We start from the raw sequence: 16,977 nt of genomic DNA on the forward strand, positions 1-16,977 counted from the left end.
ATAGGGAGGTTGATAAAATGGAAAATAATTCTGTATTAACACCAATAGAGGTTGCGAAGATACTTAAAATTACAAAGAATACGGTTTATGAATTGGTGAAAAGAGGAGAACTTAACTCTTACAGGGTTGGTAACAAGATAAGAATAGAAATGAAGGATATAGACATTTATAAGAATAGATCTAAGAAAATTCAAAAGTCTAAAGGAAGCGACAATGAGTTAGCTAATGCTTATACAACAATTGTGAATCCATATCAAGCAGAAAAAATTCAAAAAAGTTATGGCTTCGTTATTTGTGGTCAAGATATCATGCTAGATATATTATCAAGACATTTACAACATCACTCTAAAGGAGTTCAGGCACTTAGGTCCTATGTTGGAAGTTATGACGGGTTGTATGCTCTTTATCATGGGAATGTCCAGATTGCTACAGCTCATTTATGGGATAGTGAGACCGGGGAGTATAACGTGCCTTATGTAAAAAGAATGCTTCCTGGAATACCAACGATTATAGTGCATCTTGCTAATAGAATGCAAGGATTTTATGTCCAAAAGGGTAATCCTAAAGGAATAAAAGGATGGGAAGACTTAAAATGCCCTGGAATTACTATAATAAATCGCGAAATTGGAAGTGGAACAAGGATATTATTAGACGAGCATTTAAAAAAGCTTGGAATAAGTGGTAATAGTGTAGCTGGATATGAGAGGGAATGTTTTTCACATCTTGCTGTTGCGAGTGTCATTGCAAGAGGCGGAGCAGATGTTGCTATTGGAAATGAAAAAGCTAGCCAGCAGGTAGCTGAAATTGATTTTATCCCGCTACAAAAGGAAAGCTACGAGCTTGTTATTAAAAAAGAAAATATGGATAAACCACATTTTCAAGCTGTCCTTGAAATTCTTAAGTCCCAAGAATTTAGACTGGAACTCGAGGGTATTGGTGGATATGATTTAAAAGCTTTGGGCGAAATAACTGCAGAGACATAATGTAATAATGGAGTGACTTAGTATTGGGCTAAATCACTTTTTATTTTATTATAAAAAAACATTGAAATTTTTAACATGTTAAATTATAATAAAACATAACAAAACATAACAAAACACAAAGTGAGTTAATTTTAAAATGCATTTTGTTGTGTTTAATCAGTAATATAAAAACTATAGGGGGGAAAAAATGAAAAAGGGAGTACGTTCTTTACTAGTTATGTTTTTAATAGCATCTACATTGGCAATGGGGGGGTGCGCTCAGAAGGCTAAAACTGCAGAAACAGCAACGCCTACAGCGACTCAGAAACCAGTTACATTAACAATTTCTGCTGCAGCGAGTCTAACTGAAGCTATGGGGGAAATAAAAACACTTTATAGCAAGGAGAAACCCAACGTTACAATAAATTATAATTTTGGTTCTTCAGGTACATTGCAGCAGCAAATAGAACAAGGTGCTAGTGCTGATTTGTTTTTTTCAGCGGCTACAAAACAGATGAATGCACTGCAGAAAAAAGGTTTACTAATTGACAGTACAATGGTTAGTTTATTAGGAAATAGTGTCGTGCTTATAACTAAAAGTGATTCTACACTAGCTATTAGTGATTTTAAAGATTTGAATAATAGTAAAATTAAGAAGATTGCCTTGGGGGAACCGAAAACTGTTCCTGTAGGTCAATACTCAGAGGAAATATTGACATCTTTAAAAATTCTTGAAAAAGTAAAAACAAAGGCTGTTTACGGAAAAGATGTTAAGGAAGTTTTATCTTGGGTGGAATCGGGAGATGCAGATGCAGGAATTGTATATGGTACTGACGCCAAAACTTCTAAGAAAGTAAAAGTTTTAGTTACTGCTGGTAAGGAATTATATAAAAAACCAGTTGTTTATCCAGTAGCAGTAATTAAAGCTAGTAAAAATGTAGATGATACAAAGGCGTTTTTAAAGTATTTATCTAGTGATAAAGCAAAAGCAGTATTCGCATCGTATGGTTTTAGTTTTCTTGTAAAATAAGTTAGGAGTTGGAGTGTATGTCAGAATATTCACCATTATGGATTTCCATAAAAACCTCTATAACAGCTACTTTTATAGTGTTTTTCATCGGAATTGCAGTAGCTTGGTTTATGGCTAGCTATAAAGGACGCGTCAAAGGATTATTAGATGGAATTTTCACATTACCAATGGTGCTACCTCCAACAGTTGTAGGATTTATATTGCTCTTAATTATAGGGAAAAATTATCCTATAGGAAAGATATTAAGTGGATTTGGAATTAATTTAATATTCACATGGTTTGCTACAGTTATAGCTGCAACTGTGGTGGCATTTCCTCTAATGTATAGAACATGTGTAGGTGCTTTTAGTCAAATCGATGTTAATGTTATTAATGCAGCAAGAACCTTAGGAGTATCTGAGTGGAAGATATTTTGGAAGGTGGCGGTACCACTAGCTTGGCCGGGAATTGCGGCGGGTACAGTACTAGCTTTTGCAAGGGCACTTGGAGAATTTGGGGCTACAATAATGGTTGCTGGAAGCATTCCTGGTGAAACGCAAACAATTCCCATTGCAATATATTTTGCTGTGGTAGCAGGAGAAACTGGTAATGCTATTAAGTGGGTTGTATTAATATTCATAATATCTTTAACGATTATGGTTGCCAGTGATAAATGGGCCGAGAAGCAAATGTTTTTAGTATCCTCTGCAAGGAGGAAATGATCATGAGCTTAGATGTAAACATTATAAAAAGATTACCAGGATTTGAACTTAGAGTCGATTTTAAGGCGGATAATGACATTTTAGGATTTCTAGGAGCATCAGGATCAGGAAAAAGCATGACACTGAGGTGTATAGCTGGCATTGAGACCCCAGACAGTGGAAAAATAGTATTAAATGGACGAGTACTGTTTGATTCAGAAAATAAAATAAATGTGCGTATTAGAGAAAGAAAAGTAGGATTTCTTTTTCAAAATTATGCTCTATTTCCTAATATGACTGTAGAACAAAATATTGCTTTTGGGCTCATTAAAAGTATTTCAAAAGTTGAAAAAGAGCATAAAATTAAAAAGAAAATTGTAGATTTGCAGCTTACTGGGATGGAAAAAAGATATCCTTATCAACTATCAGGGGGACAACAACAAAGAGTCGCACTTGCAAGAGCTCTGGTTGTGGATCCTGAGATATTACTCCTTGATGAACCTTTCTCAGCATTAGATGAGCATCTTCGCAATAGTATGATTATACAACTTATGGAGGACCTTAGGTCGTTTAAGGGAACCTCAGTTTTTGTTACACATAATATGGAAGAAGCATATCAAATATGTAATAACATAATAATTATAGAAGGCGGATGTATTGATGCTAGAGGGCATAAGGATGCTATATTTAATAACCCACCAACACTTTACTCTGCAAAGCTAACAGGATGTAAAAATATTTCAAAAGCTAGAAAAATTGGGCCTAATATTATAGAAGCTATTGACTGGGGATGTAAAATTACTTTTAATTATGAATTAGAAGATGATATAACATACCTTGGTATAAGGGCTCATTATCTAGAACTTAGTGGAGATGATAAAGTCACAAATACTTTTAATTGTTGGGTTGTTTTTACCAGTGAGGCTTTATTTAGAATAAAAGTTTATCTTAAATTTACGCGACCTATAGTAGATGAAAAAGATTACCATGTAATGTGGGATATATCTAAGGAGGAGTGGGATTTAGTGAAACAAAACCCTTTTCCATTAAAAATAAGAATAAATACAGAGAAAGTTATACAAATAAAATAAAATGGTAGCAGGGAGAGGACTTTTAGTCATCTCCCTGCTACCATTAAAAATACATATTAAAAACAGCAAATCTATGATTGTATTATATACTTACAGATACTGCCTTTCTCTCCTGTAATTTATGGTCATTCAATAAAAATAACATTTTATAATATTAAACTACTGAAAGTGTAGACTTACTATACCATCAGTGGTTTTTTATGTGTGTTAAAATATTCTATTTAAATTTATCTTAATTGTAAATATGGGTTAAATAATAATTAATTAATCAAAAGTGTACTTTAAAATGAAATTAATTGAAATATTTTTTAAATATATATAATTAGATAATTATAAATTTGGTACAAGTCATATCAATTATGAGCTCGTTTTCAATAAAATTTGATTTGAGAAAATTCATCTATGTCAATTGTTAGAATTGTTAAAAAAATGATATTTTAACCAAATAGTACTTGCATTTATTTAAAATCACCAGTACAATATAACCAATATACAAGTTGGAGTTGTTTAATACTGTTTAAACCATATTCACACAATGCAAGTAAGGCTGAAATTATTTATTGGCATGTATATTAACTTAAAGTAAATAGAGTGAAACATTTAAAACTGTTTCACTTTCATTTAAATAGATACGTATAAGGAGGATTATGACAATGAGACAAATAGCGATTTATGGAAAGGGTGGTATTGGAAAATCTACTACAACTCAAAATCTAACAGCAGGTCTTGCACAAATGGGAAAACAAATTATGGTGGTTGGATGTGATCCAAAAGCAGATTCTACAAGACTTCTATTAGGTGGGCTTGCACAGGTAAGTGTTCTTGATACTTTAAGAGAAGAAGGCGAGGATGTAGATCTTGATTCAATATTAAAGCCTGGTTTTGGAAATATACGATGTGTTGAGTCAGGTGGACCTGAACCCGGTGTTGGTTGTGCAGGAAGAGGAATCATTACTTCAATTAATATGCTTGAAAGTCTAGGTGCCTATACTCCAGATTTAGATTATGTGTTTTATGATGTTTTAGGTGATGTTGTTTGTGGAGGTTTCGCAATGCCAATGCGTGAGGGAAAAGCACAAGAAATATATATAGTTGCAAGTGGTGAAATGATGGCGCTTTACGCAGCAAACAATATTGCAAAGGGAGTACTAAAATATGCGAACAGTAGTGGAATAAGACTCGGTGGTATCATTTGTAACAGTAGAAACGTTGATAAGGAAATAGATCTTTTAAAAGCATTCGCTGAAGAACTTGGAAGTCAGTTAATATATTTTGTACCACGTGACAACATGGTTCAAAGAGCTGAGATACATAAACAAACTGTAATTGAATTTGAGCCGGAGGCAGAACAAGCTGAAGAATACAGAAAACTTGCTAAAGCAATTGATGGAAATAAAATGTTTGTAATTCCAAAACCAATGTCACAAGAAAGATTAGAAGAAATATTAATGGAGCATGGGTTAATGGATATCTAAGACATGCAATTCAATCAGTTTGAAGCCTTATTGAATAACATGTCAAAGAAAATATTTTTAAAAGTGTCCATGCTTATTATATCAAATAGTTAGGAGGAGTCAAGAAATGATAATGATAAGGGCTATAATTAGACCAGAAAAAATAGGTATTGTACTTTCGGAACTAGTTGATGCAGGTTTCCCTGCAATTACTAAAATAGGTGTAGTTGGTAGAGGTAAGCAAAGAGGATTAAAGGTCGGAGATATACAATATGATGAGATTCCAAAGGAAATGCTTATGATAGCAGTTAGTGATGAGGATAAAGAAGATGTTATAAAAATAATTATGAGAAGTTCAAAAACAGGTTTAAAAGGTGCTTTTGGAGATGGTAAGATTTTTGTAAGTGCCATAGATGAAGTATATACAATAAGCTCCGGAACTGAAGGTTTATAAGGAGGTAAAAAAATGAAGGAAATTACAGCTATAATTCGAATTGATATGGTTAATAAAACTAAGGATGCCCTTCTTAAAGAGGGCTTCCCCTCTATAACTTGTAAAAAAGTTATGGGACGTGGAAAGAAAAAAGTTGCATATGAATTATTTCAACATGTTACATCTGGTGAAATTCTTACTCCTGTAATGGCTGAACAATTATCAGAGCAGCATAGACTTATTCCAAAGAGAATGCTTATTATAATTGTAGAAGACATGGATGTTCAAAAGATAATAAAAACTATTATTAAGGTTAACAAAAATGGTAATCCGGGAAATGGGAAAATATTTGTGACCACTGTAGATGACGCTGTTAGAGTTAGAACAGGTGAAGTTGGAATAGAAGCTATTCAATAATCTAGTATTTTTTATATATTGCATTTCGAAGCAGGTAATTAAATAAGAAAGATTAAGGAGGTACATGAATGCCATTAAAGTTATTAAAATGTGATCAAACTATTCCTGAGAGAGAAAAGCACTGTTACGTTAAAGCACCAGGGGAAAGTATAAATGATTTTTTACCAAGTTCGGATATATCAACTATTCCAGGCTCATTATCAGAGAGGGGTTGTGCTTTCTGCGGAGCGAAACTAGTAATTGGCGGAGCACTTAAGGATACAATTCAATTAATCCATGGACCTATTGGATGTGCATACAATACTTGGCATACAAAACGTTATACAAGTGATAATGATAACTTCCAGTTAAAGTATGTTTGGTCCACAGATATGAAGGAACAACATGTTATATTCGGTGGTGAGAAAAAGCTAAAACAGTCTATTTTGGAAGCTTTTAGAGAATTTCCTAAAATTAAGAGAATGATGATTTATACAACTTGTTCTACTGCACTAATCGGAGATGACATACAGGCAGTTGCGAGAGACGTCGAAGCAGAACTCGGAGAGGTTGATATATTTTGTGTAGAGTGTCCTGGGTTTGCAGGTGTAAGTCAGTCAAAAGGACATCATGTATTTAACATGGCTTGGATGAAAGAGAAGGTAGGCGAGATTGAACCTGTGATTACTAGCCCTTATACAATAAATTTTATTGGAGATTATAATATTCAAGGAGATACTCTAGTATTAGAAAAATATTTTGATAAAATGGGTATTCAAGTCATAGCACATTTTTCTGGAAATGGAACTTATGATGAGCTTCGAGGTATGCACAGAGCAAAGCTTAATGTTGTTAACTGTGCAAGATCAGCAGGGTATATTTCTAGTGAATTAAAGAAAAAGTATGATATACCACGTCTTGATATTGATACTTATGGTTTTAACTATGTGGCAGAGGGACTAAGAAAACTTGGAACATTCTTTGGTATAGAGGATAAAGCAGAAAAAGTTATAGCGGAGCAAGTGGAAAAGTATAAGCCTAAGCTAGAATGGTACAGGGAGAAACTAAAAGGTAAAAAAGTTTGTATATGGACAGGTGGACCAAGGTTGTGGCATTGGACAAAAACACTTGAAGATGAGTTAGGAATGGAAGTAGTTGCAATGTCTTCTAAATTTGGTCACCAAGAGGACTTTGAAAAGGCAATTTCAAGAGGTCGTGAAGGAACGATATATATAGATGATGGTAATGAACTTGAGTTTTTCGAAATTTTAGATGAAGTTAAACCAGATGTTATATTTACAGGTCCTAGAGTAGGAGAGTTAGTTAAAAAATTACAAATACCGTACATTAATGGACATGGTTATCACAACGGACCATACATGGGTTTTGAGGGTGCTGTAAACATGGCGAAAGACATGTACAATGCTATTTATTCTCCATTATGGAAATTATCAAAAGAAGACATAAGGGAGGCTTTATAAAATGGAAGATAGAGTTGCAGAAATAGTCTCCTTTATTCAACAAAGATATTTATGGCAATTTGCTCCACGAACTTGGGATAGAGAAGAAAATATAAATGGTATTTTAGATCAGGCTAGTGAACTTTTAATAGGCCAAGAAGTATCGCTTGACACTCCAAAAGAAAATTGTTTTTATGCTGATGCAAAGTTTTTCGTTAATGAAATTAAGAGTAAGTTTTTATGGTTAAACGAAATGGATAATGCTCAAAGAAAAGCATTAATTAATTCCACAAAAGCAAAAATGATTGAAATAACTATAACAAAATCTCTGAATTTGGAAGTTGATAATCCAAAATATTAGATAAATAAAATATAGGATTGTAGAAGTGATAAAACTATATTAATAATAAAATTTATATTAAGAGGTGATAATATGTCTTTAGTAATAAATCAAAAAGAACGTCAAGGTATAATTAATCCTATATTTAACTGTCAGCCATGTGGTGGACAATATGTTGCTATAGGTATAAAAGATTGTATCGCTTTGGTACATGGTGGGCAAGGTTGTTGTACATTTGTTAGACTTATGTTTGCTCAGCACTACAAAGAAAACTTTGACATTGCATCTTCCTCATTACATGAAGATGCAGCAGTATTCGGAGGCACTATGAGAATAGAAGAGGGTGTTTTGACGCTTGTAAAAAGATACCCTGATATAAGAATAATTCCTATTATTACTACCTGTTCAGTAGAAACTATTGGTGATGATATTGAAGGATCAATTGTAAAAATTAATAAAATATTAAAGAAAGATTATCCTGACCGGAAGGTTATACTTGTTCCATTCCATACACCTAGTTATTCTGGGAGTCAGGTAAGTGGATATGATGTAGGAGTTTTATCACTTGTTAAAGAACTAGCTAAAAAAAGTGAACCAAATGGTAAGTTGAATATTATAACGGGTTGGGTTAATCCTGGAGATGTATCTTTAATAAAGCGTTATTTAAAAGAAATGGACGTAAAGGCAAATATATTATTGGATACAGAAAGTTTCGATGCGCCTATAATGCCTGATAAATCAGGTTTTGCTTGTGGTAATACAACTATAGAAGATATTGCAGATACGGCTAATTCTATAGCTTCCATAGCTTTATGCAAATATGAAGGTGGTAGTACAGCTCAGTATTTGGAAGATGAGTTTAAAGTTCCAGCAATAATAGGTTCAATGCCAATTGGTATTAAAAATACAGATGAGTTTCTTAAGAATATAAGTAAACTTACTGGGAAAAAGATACCTGAATCTTTAGTTAGAGAACGTGGTAGAGCACTTGATTCGATGGCAGATCTTGGACACATGTTTTTTGCAGATAAGAAAGTAGCTATCTATGGTGATCCAGATTTAGTTATAGGACTTGCGCAGTTTTGCTTAGAGGCACAACTGCAACCTGTACTTCTTTTACTAGGTGATGATAACAAGACATATCCAAAAGATCCTAGGTTTAAAGAAATAGAAGAGAATTCTAATTGTGAGATTGAAGTAATATGTAAGGCTGATTTATGGGAACTCGAGAGAAGAATAAAGGATAAATCCTTAGATATCGACTTAATACTCGGACACTCAAAGGGTAGATATATTGCTATTGATAATAAGATACCAATGGTAAGGGTTGGATTCCCGACCTTTGACAGAGCAGGATTATATAAATATCCTGTTATAGGATATAAGGGAGCAGAGTGGTTAGCAGAAACCATAGCAAATACTATTTTTGCTGACATGGAAGCCAAAAAAGATAGGGAATGGATACTAAACGTTTGGTAAAATAACATAATTCAAATAAAAATTTACGGGTATGACTACAAGTTAGTCATACCCGAATCTATAAAAGTCTAGGTAGGAGGTAGAAGTCATGGATATTTCTGATAGTGTTGTATTTTCCGGCCATTTGGGTGAGCTTTATAAATTGGCTAAGGAAGGAAAAATAAAAACTAATCTACAAGGTAGTCATACTCGTGCCTGTAAATTCTGGACCGCTATGAAGATTTTGAGTGGTATTAAAAATGCTATAGTTATTGCACATGGTCCAAGTGGTTGTGCTTATGGAGTAAAACAGGCATATAAGCTTACAAACTGCCGTAATAGTGGATCACCTTATGAATCGGTTTTAAGCACAAATATAGGAGAAAAAAATATAGTTTATGGTGGGGAAAAAGAATTAAAAGGGGCTATTTTAGAAGTAGATAAAAAATATAAACCTGATATTATCATTGTGGCAACTAGTTGTGCTACTGGAATTATCGGAGATAATATCGATAGTGTAGTAGATGACCTTAAAGGTGAAATAAATGCTGAGACAATGACAGTACATTGTGAAGGGTTCTCGGGAGAATATCGAAGTGGCTTTGACTTGGTGTTTAAGGAATTAGTAAAATTAATGGAGCCCCCCACTCCAGAGCTTAAGACTAAATTATCTAAGTCCGTTAATATTGTAGGCGGCAAGATGGGACCAGAAAGAACCGAGGTAGATACCGATGTAAAGGAGCTAATAAGACTTATTGAAGGTATGGGAGCCAGTGTTAATTCAGTTATTGCTGGTAATTGCAATTTAGAAGAGCTAAAGAAAGCTCCAAGTGTTGCAGTAAATTGTAGCTTATGTGTTGATATAGGGTATGTCATAGGTAAAGAAATGCTATCACAATTTGGTACTCCGCTTAACTCGACTATACTTCCGTATGGTATAAGCGCTACTGAAAAATGGATAGAAGGTGCGGCTAAACATTTAGGAATGGAAGAAGAAGCTAAGGCTTTAATGGAGAAGGAATATAATAACATTAAGATTGAATTTGAAGAAACTAAAAAGAATCTAGTGGGTAAAACAGCAATAGTTGAAGGTCACGATGCTGTAAAATCATTAGCTATAGCTCATATGTTAGAGCGAGATTTCGGTATGCGCGTTGTAATATTTAATTTTCATCCTTGGAGCACAGGGGCAAGGGAAACTAGTATTGATTATCTCTTAGAAACCGGCATAGATCCAGAGATATTAATTACAAAGGGCACACTTGCATTCGGTAGATATGAATCTATGAAACAAACAGAAGATGAACTATTGAATTTGATTGGTGGCTTAAGTGCAGAATCAGTGGTTTATTTCGGTTCTTCATTAGCCTTTCCCAATATTCCGTTGGTGGATCTAAATGCAATATTAAATAGACCGAGATTTGGATATAGGGGAGCGTTAAAGGTTGCAAAATGTATAAATACTGCGTTTAAGTATTCTTTTAGACCACGAAGTTATCTAACTAAAAGAATAGTGTTCCCGAAGAATGCAGGAATGGCATCTGCTTTATCACTAACTCCCAAATTATCAGGTGACTTACCTGATTGCACGGTTTATTCAGCAGGTAGGAGGCGAGGAAAATGTATGAACGAATAAAATTTGAAGATAGCAAGTATAGTAAAGATCCAGTTTTAGGTTGTGCACTTGAAGGTGTAGCTAGCATTATAGCCGGGATTGAAGATGTAAGTGTTGTGATTCATTCTCCTCAAGGCTGTGCTGCAACGGTTGCTAGTGCATATGATGCTCATGAAATTGATTTCACGAAACGAAAAATAGGATGTACTCGTCTTTTTGAATCAGATATTATAATGGGAGCAACGCAAAAATTACAAGATATGATAAAAGAGGCCGACGTTGCATTTAAAACTAAGGTCATGTTTGTGGTTGGAACATGCTCAGCGGATATTATTGGTGAAGATATAAATGCTATATGCAAAAATATGCAGCCAGAAATTAGTGCAAAACTAATACCTATCATGGCAGGTGGTTTTAGAGGCAATAGTTATGATGGCATGGATATAGGTCTTGAAGCTTTATTCCCATTTATAAAAAAAGAAGAATCAAAAGAAGTTAAAACTGTTAATATTATAGCTCCTCAGGCAAATTTAAATCCTACTTGGTGGGCAGATTTAAAATGGGTTAGTAGAATATTAGAATATTTAGGTATTAATGTACAATGCGTAATAGCTCATAATACATCTTTAAGTGAACTAGAAGTTGCAGGCATAGCATCTGCAAATATTCTTTTAAGTCATGATGTCGGCTATAAGTTTGCGCAAAAGATGCAGGATATACATGGAATACCTTTAATTCTTGCAGATATTCCACTACCGATAGGTATGAAAAATACAACTGGGTGGCTAACAGCACTTGGAAAATATTTTGATGTTGAGGAAAAGGTACAGCAAATAATAGAAAAAGGTGAGGAATTTGTTGTTGAAATTCTTCGAAAGAGAGCATTAATGATTATTCCAAGATATCGTAATTGTAGAGTTGCAATATCTGCAGATGCCACCATTGGAATTGGTCTTGTGAGAATGCTTTTTGAGGAACTTGAGATGATTCCTGAATTATTGTTGTTTAAATCTGATATGCCAGAATCACAAAAGATCCTTGAGAGAGAATTAGATGATCTAGGGATTTCGCCTAAAGTAGCATTTTCTATTGATGGTTATCAGATAAAAAAGGCATTAGCAGATATAAAGGTTGATGCAGTCGTTGGGTCAGCCTGGGAGAAATACATAGCGGAAGAAGTAGGAATAAAAATAGATTTTGATGTATTAAATCCCACAAATAGAGATGTTTATGTTGATAAGGAATATTTCGGATATGAAGGTATGCTAAATATTTTAGAGGTTTTTGCAAATGATTGGGAACGTGCATTTCGTTCAAAAGAAATAAATTGGAAAGAGTGTTAGGTAAAGCATAGAAACATACTTAAAAAGTTGAGGTGAAAATTATGGATTGCAATTGCTCAAAAACGGAGAATAAGATTTCAGACATTATGTTAGAAAAAACAAATAGGCATCCTTGTTATTCTTTTGATGCTCACAATAAATTTGCTAGAATGCATTTGCCTGTTGCGTCTAATTGCAATATTAGTTGTAATTATTGTAATAGAAAATTCGACTGTGTAAATGAAAGCCGGCCTGGTGTTACTAGTGAAATACTTACACCTAAAGAAGCTAAAATAAAGTTTGATAGAGTAAAAGAAAAAATCGGACAACTTTCCGTAGCAGGTATTGCGGGACCTGGAGATGCCTTGGATAATTGGGATAATACTAAGAAATCTATAGAATTAATTAGAACGGAAAATTCTGATATAGTATTTTGTCTCTCAACCAATGGTTTAATGTTACCTGAATACGCACAGGAGATTATTCAATTAGGTGTAACACATGTTACAGTAACTGTAAATTGTTTAGATAGCAAGATTGGTGCAAAAATATATAAATATGTTAATTATAAGGGTAAGCAATACGTTGGAGAATTGGGAGCAAAATTGTTATTAGAGAATCAATTAAAAGGTATTGAATTATTAACTAGTCAAGGAATTATTGTAAAAATAAATATTGTAATGCTTGAGGGAATTAATGATCAGCACATACCTGAGGTTGTTAAAAAGATGAAGGAACTTGGAGTTTATATTATAAATATTATGCCATTAATACCTGCACAAGGAAGCGTTTTTGAAAATCATCCTCAAACTAATATGAAGAACTTAATAAAAATGAGAGATATATGTGAATTGGATGTTCGGCAAATGCGCCATTGTAAACAATGTAGGGCGGATGCAATTGGATTACTTGGTGAGGATCGTTCACAAGAATTCTCAAATAAGGCTTTAAAAGAGGAAGTATTGGAAGTAGTTGAAAATCAGCAAAATGTAAAAAAAATAAAAGTTGCAGTAACATCTAAGAATGGTAGACTTGTAGATTTGCATTATGGTCATGCTAAAGAGTTTATGATTTATGAAATAAATGGTTTAGATTTTAAATTCATTGAAACAAGGCAGGCGGATAAATACTGTCTAGGGAATGAGGAATGTGATGAAGAGGAAGCTCGCAGGGAGGCTGCGGTTGATTCAATTGCTGATTGTGATGCTGTTCTTACTTTGAGAATTGGAGATTATGCCGAGAAAAAGCTACTGGAGCGAGGAATACGAAGCGTTATATATTGGTATACAATTGAACAGGGTTTGAAGTTGGTTCAAAAGGAATTGATAAATTAATAATTGTTTCCATTTACTTTAGTTCGAAAGTTAAAATTGAATTATAAATTTTTTATTATATAATTAATGATTTTTAGAGGGAGGTGATTTAAAGATGGAAGCTATAGTTAGGGTAATTGATCAAACTGTAAATGAAGCTCTAAGATTAGGAATTGGAATTAGTAATATTAAGTTAATGATAAAAAAAATGCAAAAATATCCTGTAGAAGCAGTAGATGTGTATTTAAAATATTGGGAAAATAGTTGTTGCATATTAGGACAAGCAGATATATTGGAATTAGTGCGTTGTGTTGTTAATACTTCAGGTGAAGAAATGGCTTTAGCTAAAGAAATAGGTTTTTCCAAGGTAGTAATAACTTGGGAACATCATATTGGAAATCTATCTTTAGTTCAGCTTTTCTCAGCTTTAGTTGAAGCTAAAGCTTTTGCTAAGGAAATCTATCTATGTATTGAAAATGCCTCTGAATTTGAAAGCAGTGAAATAGAATTGTATTGGCCTATAGTTGTGAAATATGGAGTTAAAAGATTAATTTATAAGGATAAGAACAGTAATATGGATCCGTTTAGGACTTTTGAAAATTTAAAGCAACTTAAAAAGGTGGCACCTTGCCCTCTTGAATTTATAGGTAATAATGGTTTAGGGTTAGCTACCTCAAATAGTCTAGCAGCATTTAGAGCTGATATAAACTATATAGGTACAGCAGTTGGAGGGGTAGGTTTATGTGGAAATGCCGCAATGGAAGAAGTTTTGATGACACTTAAGCATTTGTGGAAACAGGGACAGGTAACTAGTGGATATTCATTAGCCTTTGATTGCTCTGAGATATTAAGTTATATGGGATTAACGTTGTCTGTGGATAAGGCTATCATTGGTAATAATATTTTTGCTCATGAGTCAGGGATTCATGTTGATGGAATATCTAAAAATCCTTATTTATATGAAGCAATTAAGCCTGAAGAAGTAGGGTTAACTAGGCAAATAATAATTGGAAAACATTCAGGCATGGCTTCTATTAAATTTAAATTTCTTCAGTGGAATTTGAATTTAAGTCAATTAGAGGCAAGGGAAGTGCTAGCCAAGGTTAAAGAACTTGCGATAGATCAAAAAAGTGCATTATCAGATTATCAACTTAAACAATTATATAAAAAACAACATCAAATGCTTGGATAAATAATTAGATATAAGGGGGGAGGATTAAATATGAATTCCAATTCGAAGTTTCAAATTGTAGATACTACACTGCGAGATGGCGAACAGTCTGCAGGTGTTGTTTTCTCTGAAGAGGAAACAATAAACATTGCAACTGCACTTGATAAGGCAGGTGTTACTTGGATTGAAGCGGGTACACCCGCAATGGGAGAGAGGGAGCGAAATACATTGAAATTACTATTAGATTTACCATTAAAAGCAACACTGATTGCTTGGAATCGCGCAAATTCAAATGATATTCGTGCATCTATTAATTGTGGTTTTTCTTGTATTCATATATCACTTCCTGTATCTGATTTTCATATTTTTCAAAAATTAAAAAAAAATCGTGAATGGGTTTTAGGAAGGTTAGAAAAAGCCTTAGATCTAGTTAAAAGTTACGGATGTTCTATTATTGTTGGTGCAGAGGATTGCTCTAGAGCTGATCCGGAGTTTTTCCTTCGCTTCGCTGATGTTGCAGCAAAGTACGGCACTATGCGAATTAGGTTTGCAGATACTGTTGGTTGTTTGGATCCTTTTAAAACTTTATCTAGTTTAAGTGATTTGGCAAGGAGGTGCCCTATTCCTATTGAATTCCATGGCCATAATGATTTTGGGTTAGCGACAGCAAACACTCTAGCAGCTTTTAAAGCAGGGGTAGCTTATTCTAGCGTTACTCTAGATGGACTTGGAGAGAAAGCTGGCAATGCACCTTTAGAAGAGGTAGTAACTTCATTATCAAAACTTTATAACTATAACTGTGGAATAGATCTTCATGTTTTAGCAAATTTATCTGATATAGTAGCTAAAGCCAGTGCAAGGCCGCTATTTCCATATAAGCCTATAGTTGGATATATAAATAGGAATAAATTCAAATAAATTGCTGAAATTTATATCTAGTGAGGAGGTGGAGTCTTTGTTGAATTCTATCAAGAAATTCTTATCATATTTCACAATTAGTAAGGATATAGATTGTTCGTATACCGAAGATTTTGATTTAGATGAGGAGATATTTTATTATTACTATACTATGAAATTATAAAAAAAAGTTTAAAGAGGAAGTGTAGGAAAATGATAAAAAAACGCAATGGAATTTTAGATAGGACAACCATTATTAAATTAATTTGTACAATTGTAGTACTCGCAAATTTAACTGGATGTACAAAATCTGTTAATACTTCATCAGCAAATAATTCTAAAACTATGACTCATGTAGTTACGGATATGAAGGGTAGAAAGGTAACTATACCAAAGAGTGTAAACAAGGTATTATCTCTTAGTAATAACACCACTGTTGACATATATACTATTGCGCCAGACAAACTCGCCGGTTTGAGCTTTGAGCTAAAAGATGCTGCAAAAAAGTATATAGATGAAAAATATTATAAACTCCCAGTAGTTGGAACCACTTCTGATAAAAAGATTGATTATGAATCTATCCTTAAAATAAAGCCAGATTTAATTGTCTGCTCAGAGGAAGATCAGCCTTATGCAGCTGATGAAATTCAGAAACAACTAAAAATTCCAGTTGTAATGGTATCTGCTAATCTTGAGGATACTGAGAAAGTATATACATTTTTGGGCGAATGTCTTGGTGAACAGAAAAGAGCAAAGGAACTTTCTGACTATTCTAAAAAAGCTTTGGCTAATGTAAAGGCTATGGTGAAAAAGATTCCAGAGGATAAAAAAGTTAATGTGTATTATGCAGAGGGAGCAAGTTGGCTTCAAACTGATATTTCTGGAAATATACATACAGAAGTTTTAGATATTGCTGGTGCTAAAAATGTGGCAGATATAGCTGAAGCAAAGATAGGATCCATGGCAACTGTATCAATGGAGCAAGTTATGTCTTGGAATCCAGATGTGATTTTAGAAGGTGCAACTGCCGCTAAAGGAAAACTATATTCAAGTGTTAGTGAGGATCAGAATTGGACAAAAATTAATGCGGTAAAAAACAATAAATATTATAAAATTCCAGCGCTACCTTTTAACTTAGTTGATCGTCCTCCTTCTGCTGTAAGAGTTCTTGGAGTTCAATGGCTTTCAAATATGTTATATCCAGGATATGTAGAGATAGACATGAGTAAAGAATTCAAAGACTTTTATAAGTTATTTTATAACTATACGCTAACAGATGAAGATTTAAAAGAATTATTAAACCATGCTACTTCATAATTGAAAAATTTTGAATTCAAAGGAATTCATATGAAGAA

General features: G+C 33.6%; 17 protein-coding genes. All 17 read left to right on the forward strand.

Annotated elements, in window-relative coordinates:
* Window positions 1-17: 17 nt before the first annotated feature.
* The 17 genes from LGK95_RS07345 to LGK95_RS07420 all read left to right on the forward strand — a co-directional run bounded on the left by LGK95_RS07345 (window position 18) and on the right by LGK95_RS07420 (window position 16,939).
* Entirely contained in the window at window positions 18-983 is a 966-nt protein-coding gene (locus LGK95_RS07345) for a substrate-binding domain-containing protein (RefSeq protein WP_226123705.1), read from the forward strand.
* 187 nt (window positions 984-1,170) lie between these two features.
* The gene (modA, locus tag LGK95_RS07350; RefSeq protein WP_226123707.1) at window positions 1,171-1,992 is read left to right on the forward strand and encodes a molybdate ABC transporter substrate-binding protein; all 822 of its coding nucleotides are present in this window, start codon (window positions 1,171-1,173) and stop codon (window positions 1,990-1,992) included.
* 17 nt (window positions 1,993-2,009) lie between these two features.
* The gene (gene modB, locus LGK95_RS07355) at window positions 2,010-2,693 is read left to right on the forward strand and encodes a molybdate ABC transporter permease subunit (protein WP_226123709.1); all 684 of its coding nucleotides are present in this window, start codon (window positions 2,010-2,012) and stop codon (window positions 2,691-2,693) included.
* A 2-nt stretch (window positions 2,694-2,695) separates the two neighbouring features.
* Window positions 2,696-3,763 carry a sulfate/molybdate ABC transporter ATP-binding protein gene (locus LGK95_RS07360; RefSeq protein ID WP_226123712.1) on the forward strand — a complete coding sequence of 356 codons (1,068 nt, stop codon included), beginning with the start codon at window positions 2,696-2,698 and terminating at the stop codon, window positions 3,761-3,763.
* 653 nt (window positions 3,764-4,416) lie between these two features.
* A complete protein-coding gene (nifH, locus tag LGK95_RS07365) occupies window positions 4,417-5,238 on the forward strand; it encodes a nitrogenase iron protein (RefSeq protein ID WP_226123714.1) in 822 nt (273 codons plus the stop codon).
* Window positions 5,239-5,344: 106 nt separating this feature from the next.
* Window positions 5,345-5,671: a P-II family nitrogen regulator gene (locus LGK95_RS07370; RefSeq protein ID WP_226123716.1), complete on the forward strand. Its 327-nt coding sequence runs from the start codon at window positions 5,345-5,347 to the stop codon at window positions 5,669-5,671.
* 12 nt (window positions 5,672-5,683) lie between these two features.
* Window positions 5,684-6,067 carry a P-II family nitrogen regulator gene (locus tag LGK95_RS07375; protein ID WP_226123718.1) on the forward strand — a complete coding sequence of 128 codons (384 nt, stop codon included), beginning with the start codon at window positions 5,684-5,686 and terminating at the stop codon, window positions 6,065-6,067.
* Between the two features lie 68 nt (window positions 6,068-6,135).
* A complete protein-coding gene (gene vnfD, locus LGK95_RS07380; RefSeq protein WP_226123720.1) occupies window positions 6,136-7,527 on the forward strand; it encodes a nitrogenase vanadium-iron protein, alpha chain in 1,392 nt (463 codons plus the stop codon).
* 1 nt (window position 7,528) lies between these two features.
* On the forward strand, window positions 7,529-7,867 hold the full coding sequence (locus tag LGK95_RS07385) for a Fe-only/vanadium nitrogenase subunit delta (protein ID WP_226123722.1): 339 nt from the start codon (window positions 7,529-7,531) through the stop codon (window positions 7,865-7,867).
* A gap of 72 nt (window positions 7,868-7,939) precedes the next feature.
* A complete protein-coding gene (locus tag LGK95_RS07390) occupies window positions 7,940-9,325 on the forward strand; it encodes a nitrogenase component 1 (RefSeq protein WP_226123723.1) in 1,386 nt (461 codons plus the stop codon).
* Between the two features lie 88 nt (window positions 9,326-9,413).
* A complete protein-coding gene (locus tag LGK95_RS07395; protein ID WP_226123725.1) occupies window positions 9,414-10,940 on the forward strand; it encodes a nitrogenase component 1 in 1,527 nt (508 codons plus the stop codon).
* Window positions 10,925-12,262, forward strand: coding sequence for a nitrogenase component 1 (locus LGK95_RS07400; RefSeq protein ID WP_226123727.1), 1,338 nt, complete (start codon window positions 10,925-10,927; stop codon window positions 12,260-12,262). The genes LGK95_RS07395 and LGK95_RS07400 overlap by 16 nt, the downstream gene beginning before the upstream one ends.
* 41 nt (window positions 12,263-12,303) lie before the next feature.
* A complete protein-coding gene (gene nifB, locus LGK95_RS07405; RefSeq protein WP_226123729.1) occupies window positions 12,304-13,575 on the forward strand; it encodes a nitrogenase cofactor biosynthesis protein NifB in 1,272 nt (423 codons plus the stop codon).
* A 94-nt stretch (window positions 13,576-13,669) separates the two neighbouring features.
* Window positions 13,670-14,746, forward strand: a complete 1,077-nt coding sequence (locus LGK95_RS07410) for a homocitrate synthase/isopropylmalate synthase family protein (RefSeq protein ID WP_226123731.1) — start codon at window positions 13,670-13,672, stop codon at window positions 14,744-14,746.
* Between the two features lie 30 nt (window positions 14,747-14,776).
* A complete protein-coding gene (locus tag LGK95_RS07415) occupies window positions 14,777-15,643 on the forward strand; it encodes a beta/alpha barrel domain-containing protein (RefSeq protein WP_226123733.1) in 867 nt (288 codons plus the stop codon).
* Between the two features lie 37 nt (window positions 15,644-15,680).
* Window positions 15,681-15,806 (forward strand): hypothetical protein, encoded by a 126-nt coding sequence (locus LGK95_RS22360; RefSeq protein WP_264174496.1) that lies wholly within the window; start codon window positions 15,681-15,683, stop codon window positions 15,804-15,806.
* A gap of 29 nt (window positions 15,807-15,835) precedes the next feature.
* On the forward strand, window positions 15,836-16,939 hold the full coding sequence (locus LGK95_RS07420; protein WP_226123735.1) for an ABC transporter substrate-binding protein: 1,104 nt from the start codon (window positions 15,836-15,838) through the stop codon (window positions 16,937-16,939).
* The last annotated feature ends 38 nt before the right edge of the window (window positions 16,940-16,977 follow it).

The sequence above is a fragment of the Clostridium algoriphilum genome (assembly GCF_020443705.1).
GTDB lineage: Bacteria > Bacillota > Clostridia > Clostridiales > Clostridiaceae > Clostridium_AD > Clostridium_AD algoriphilum.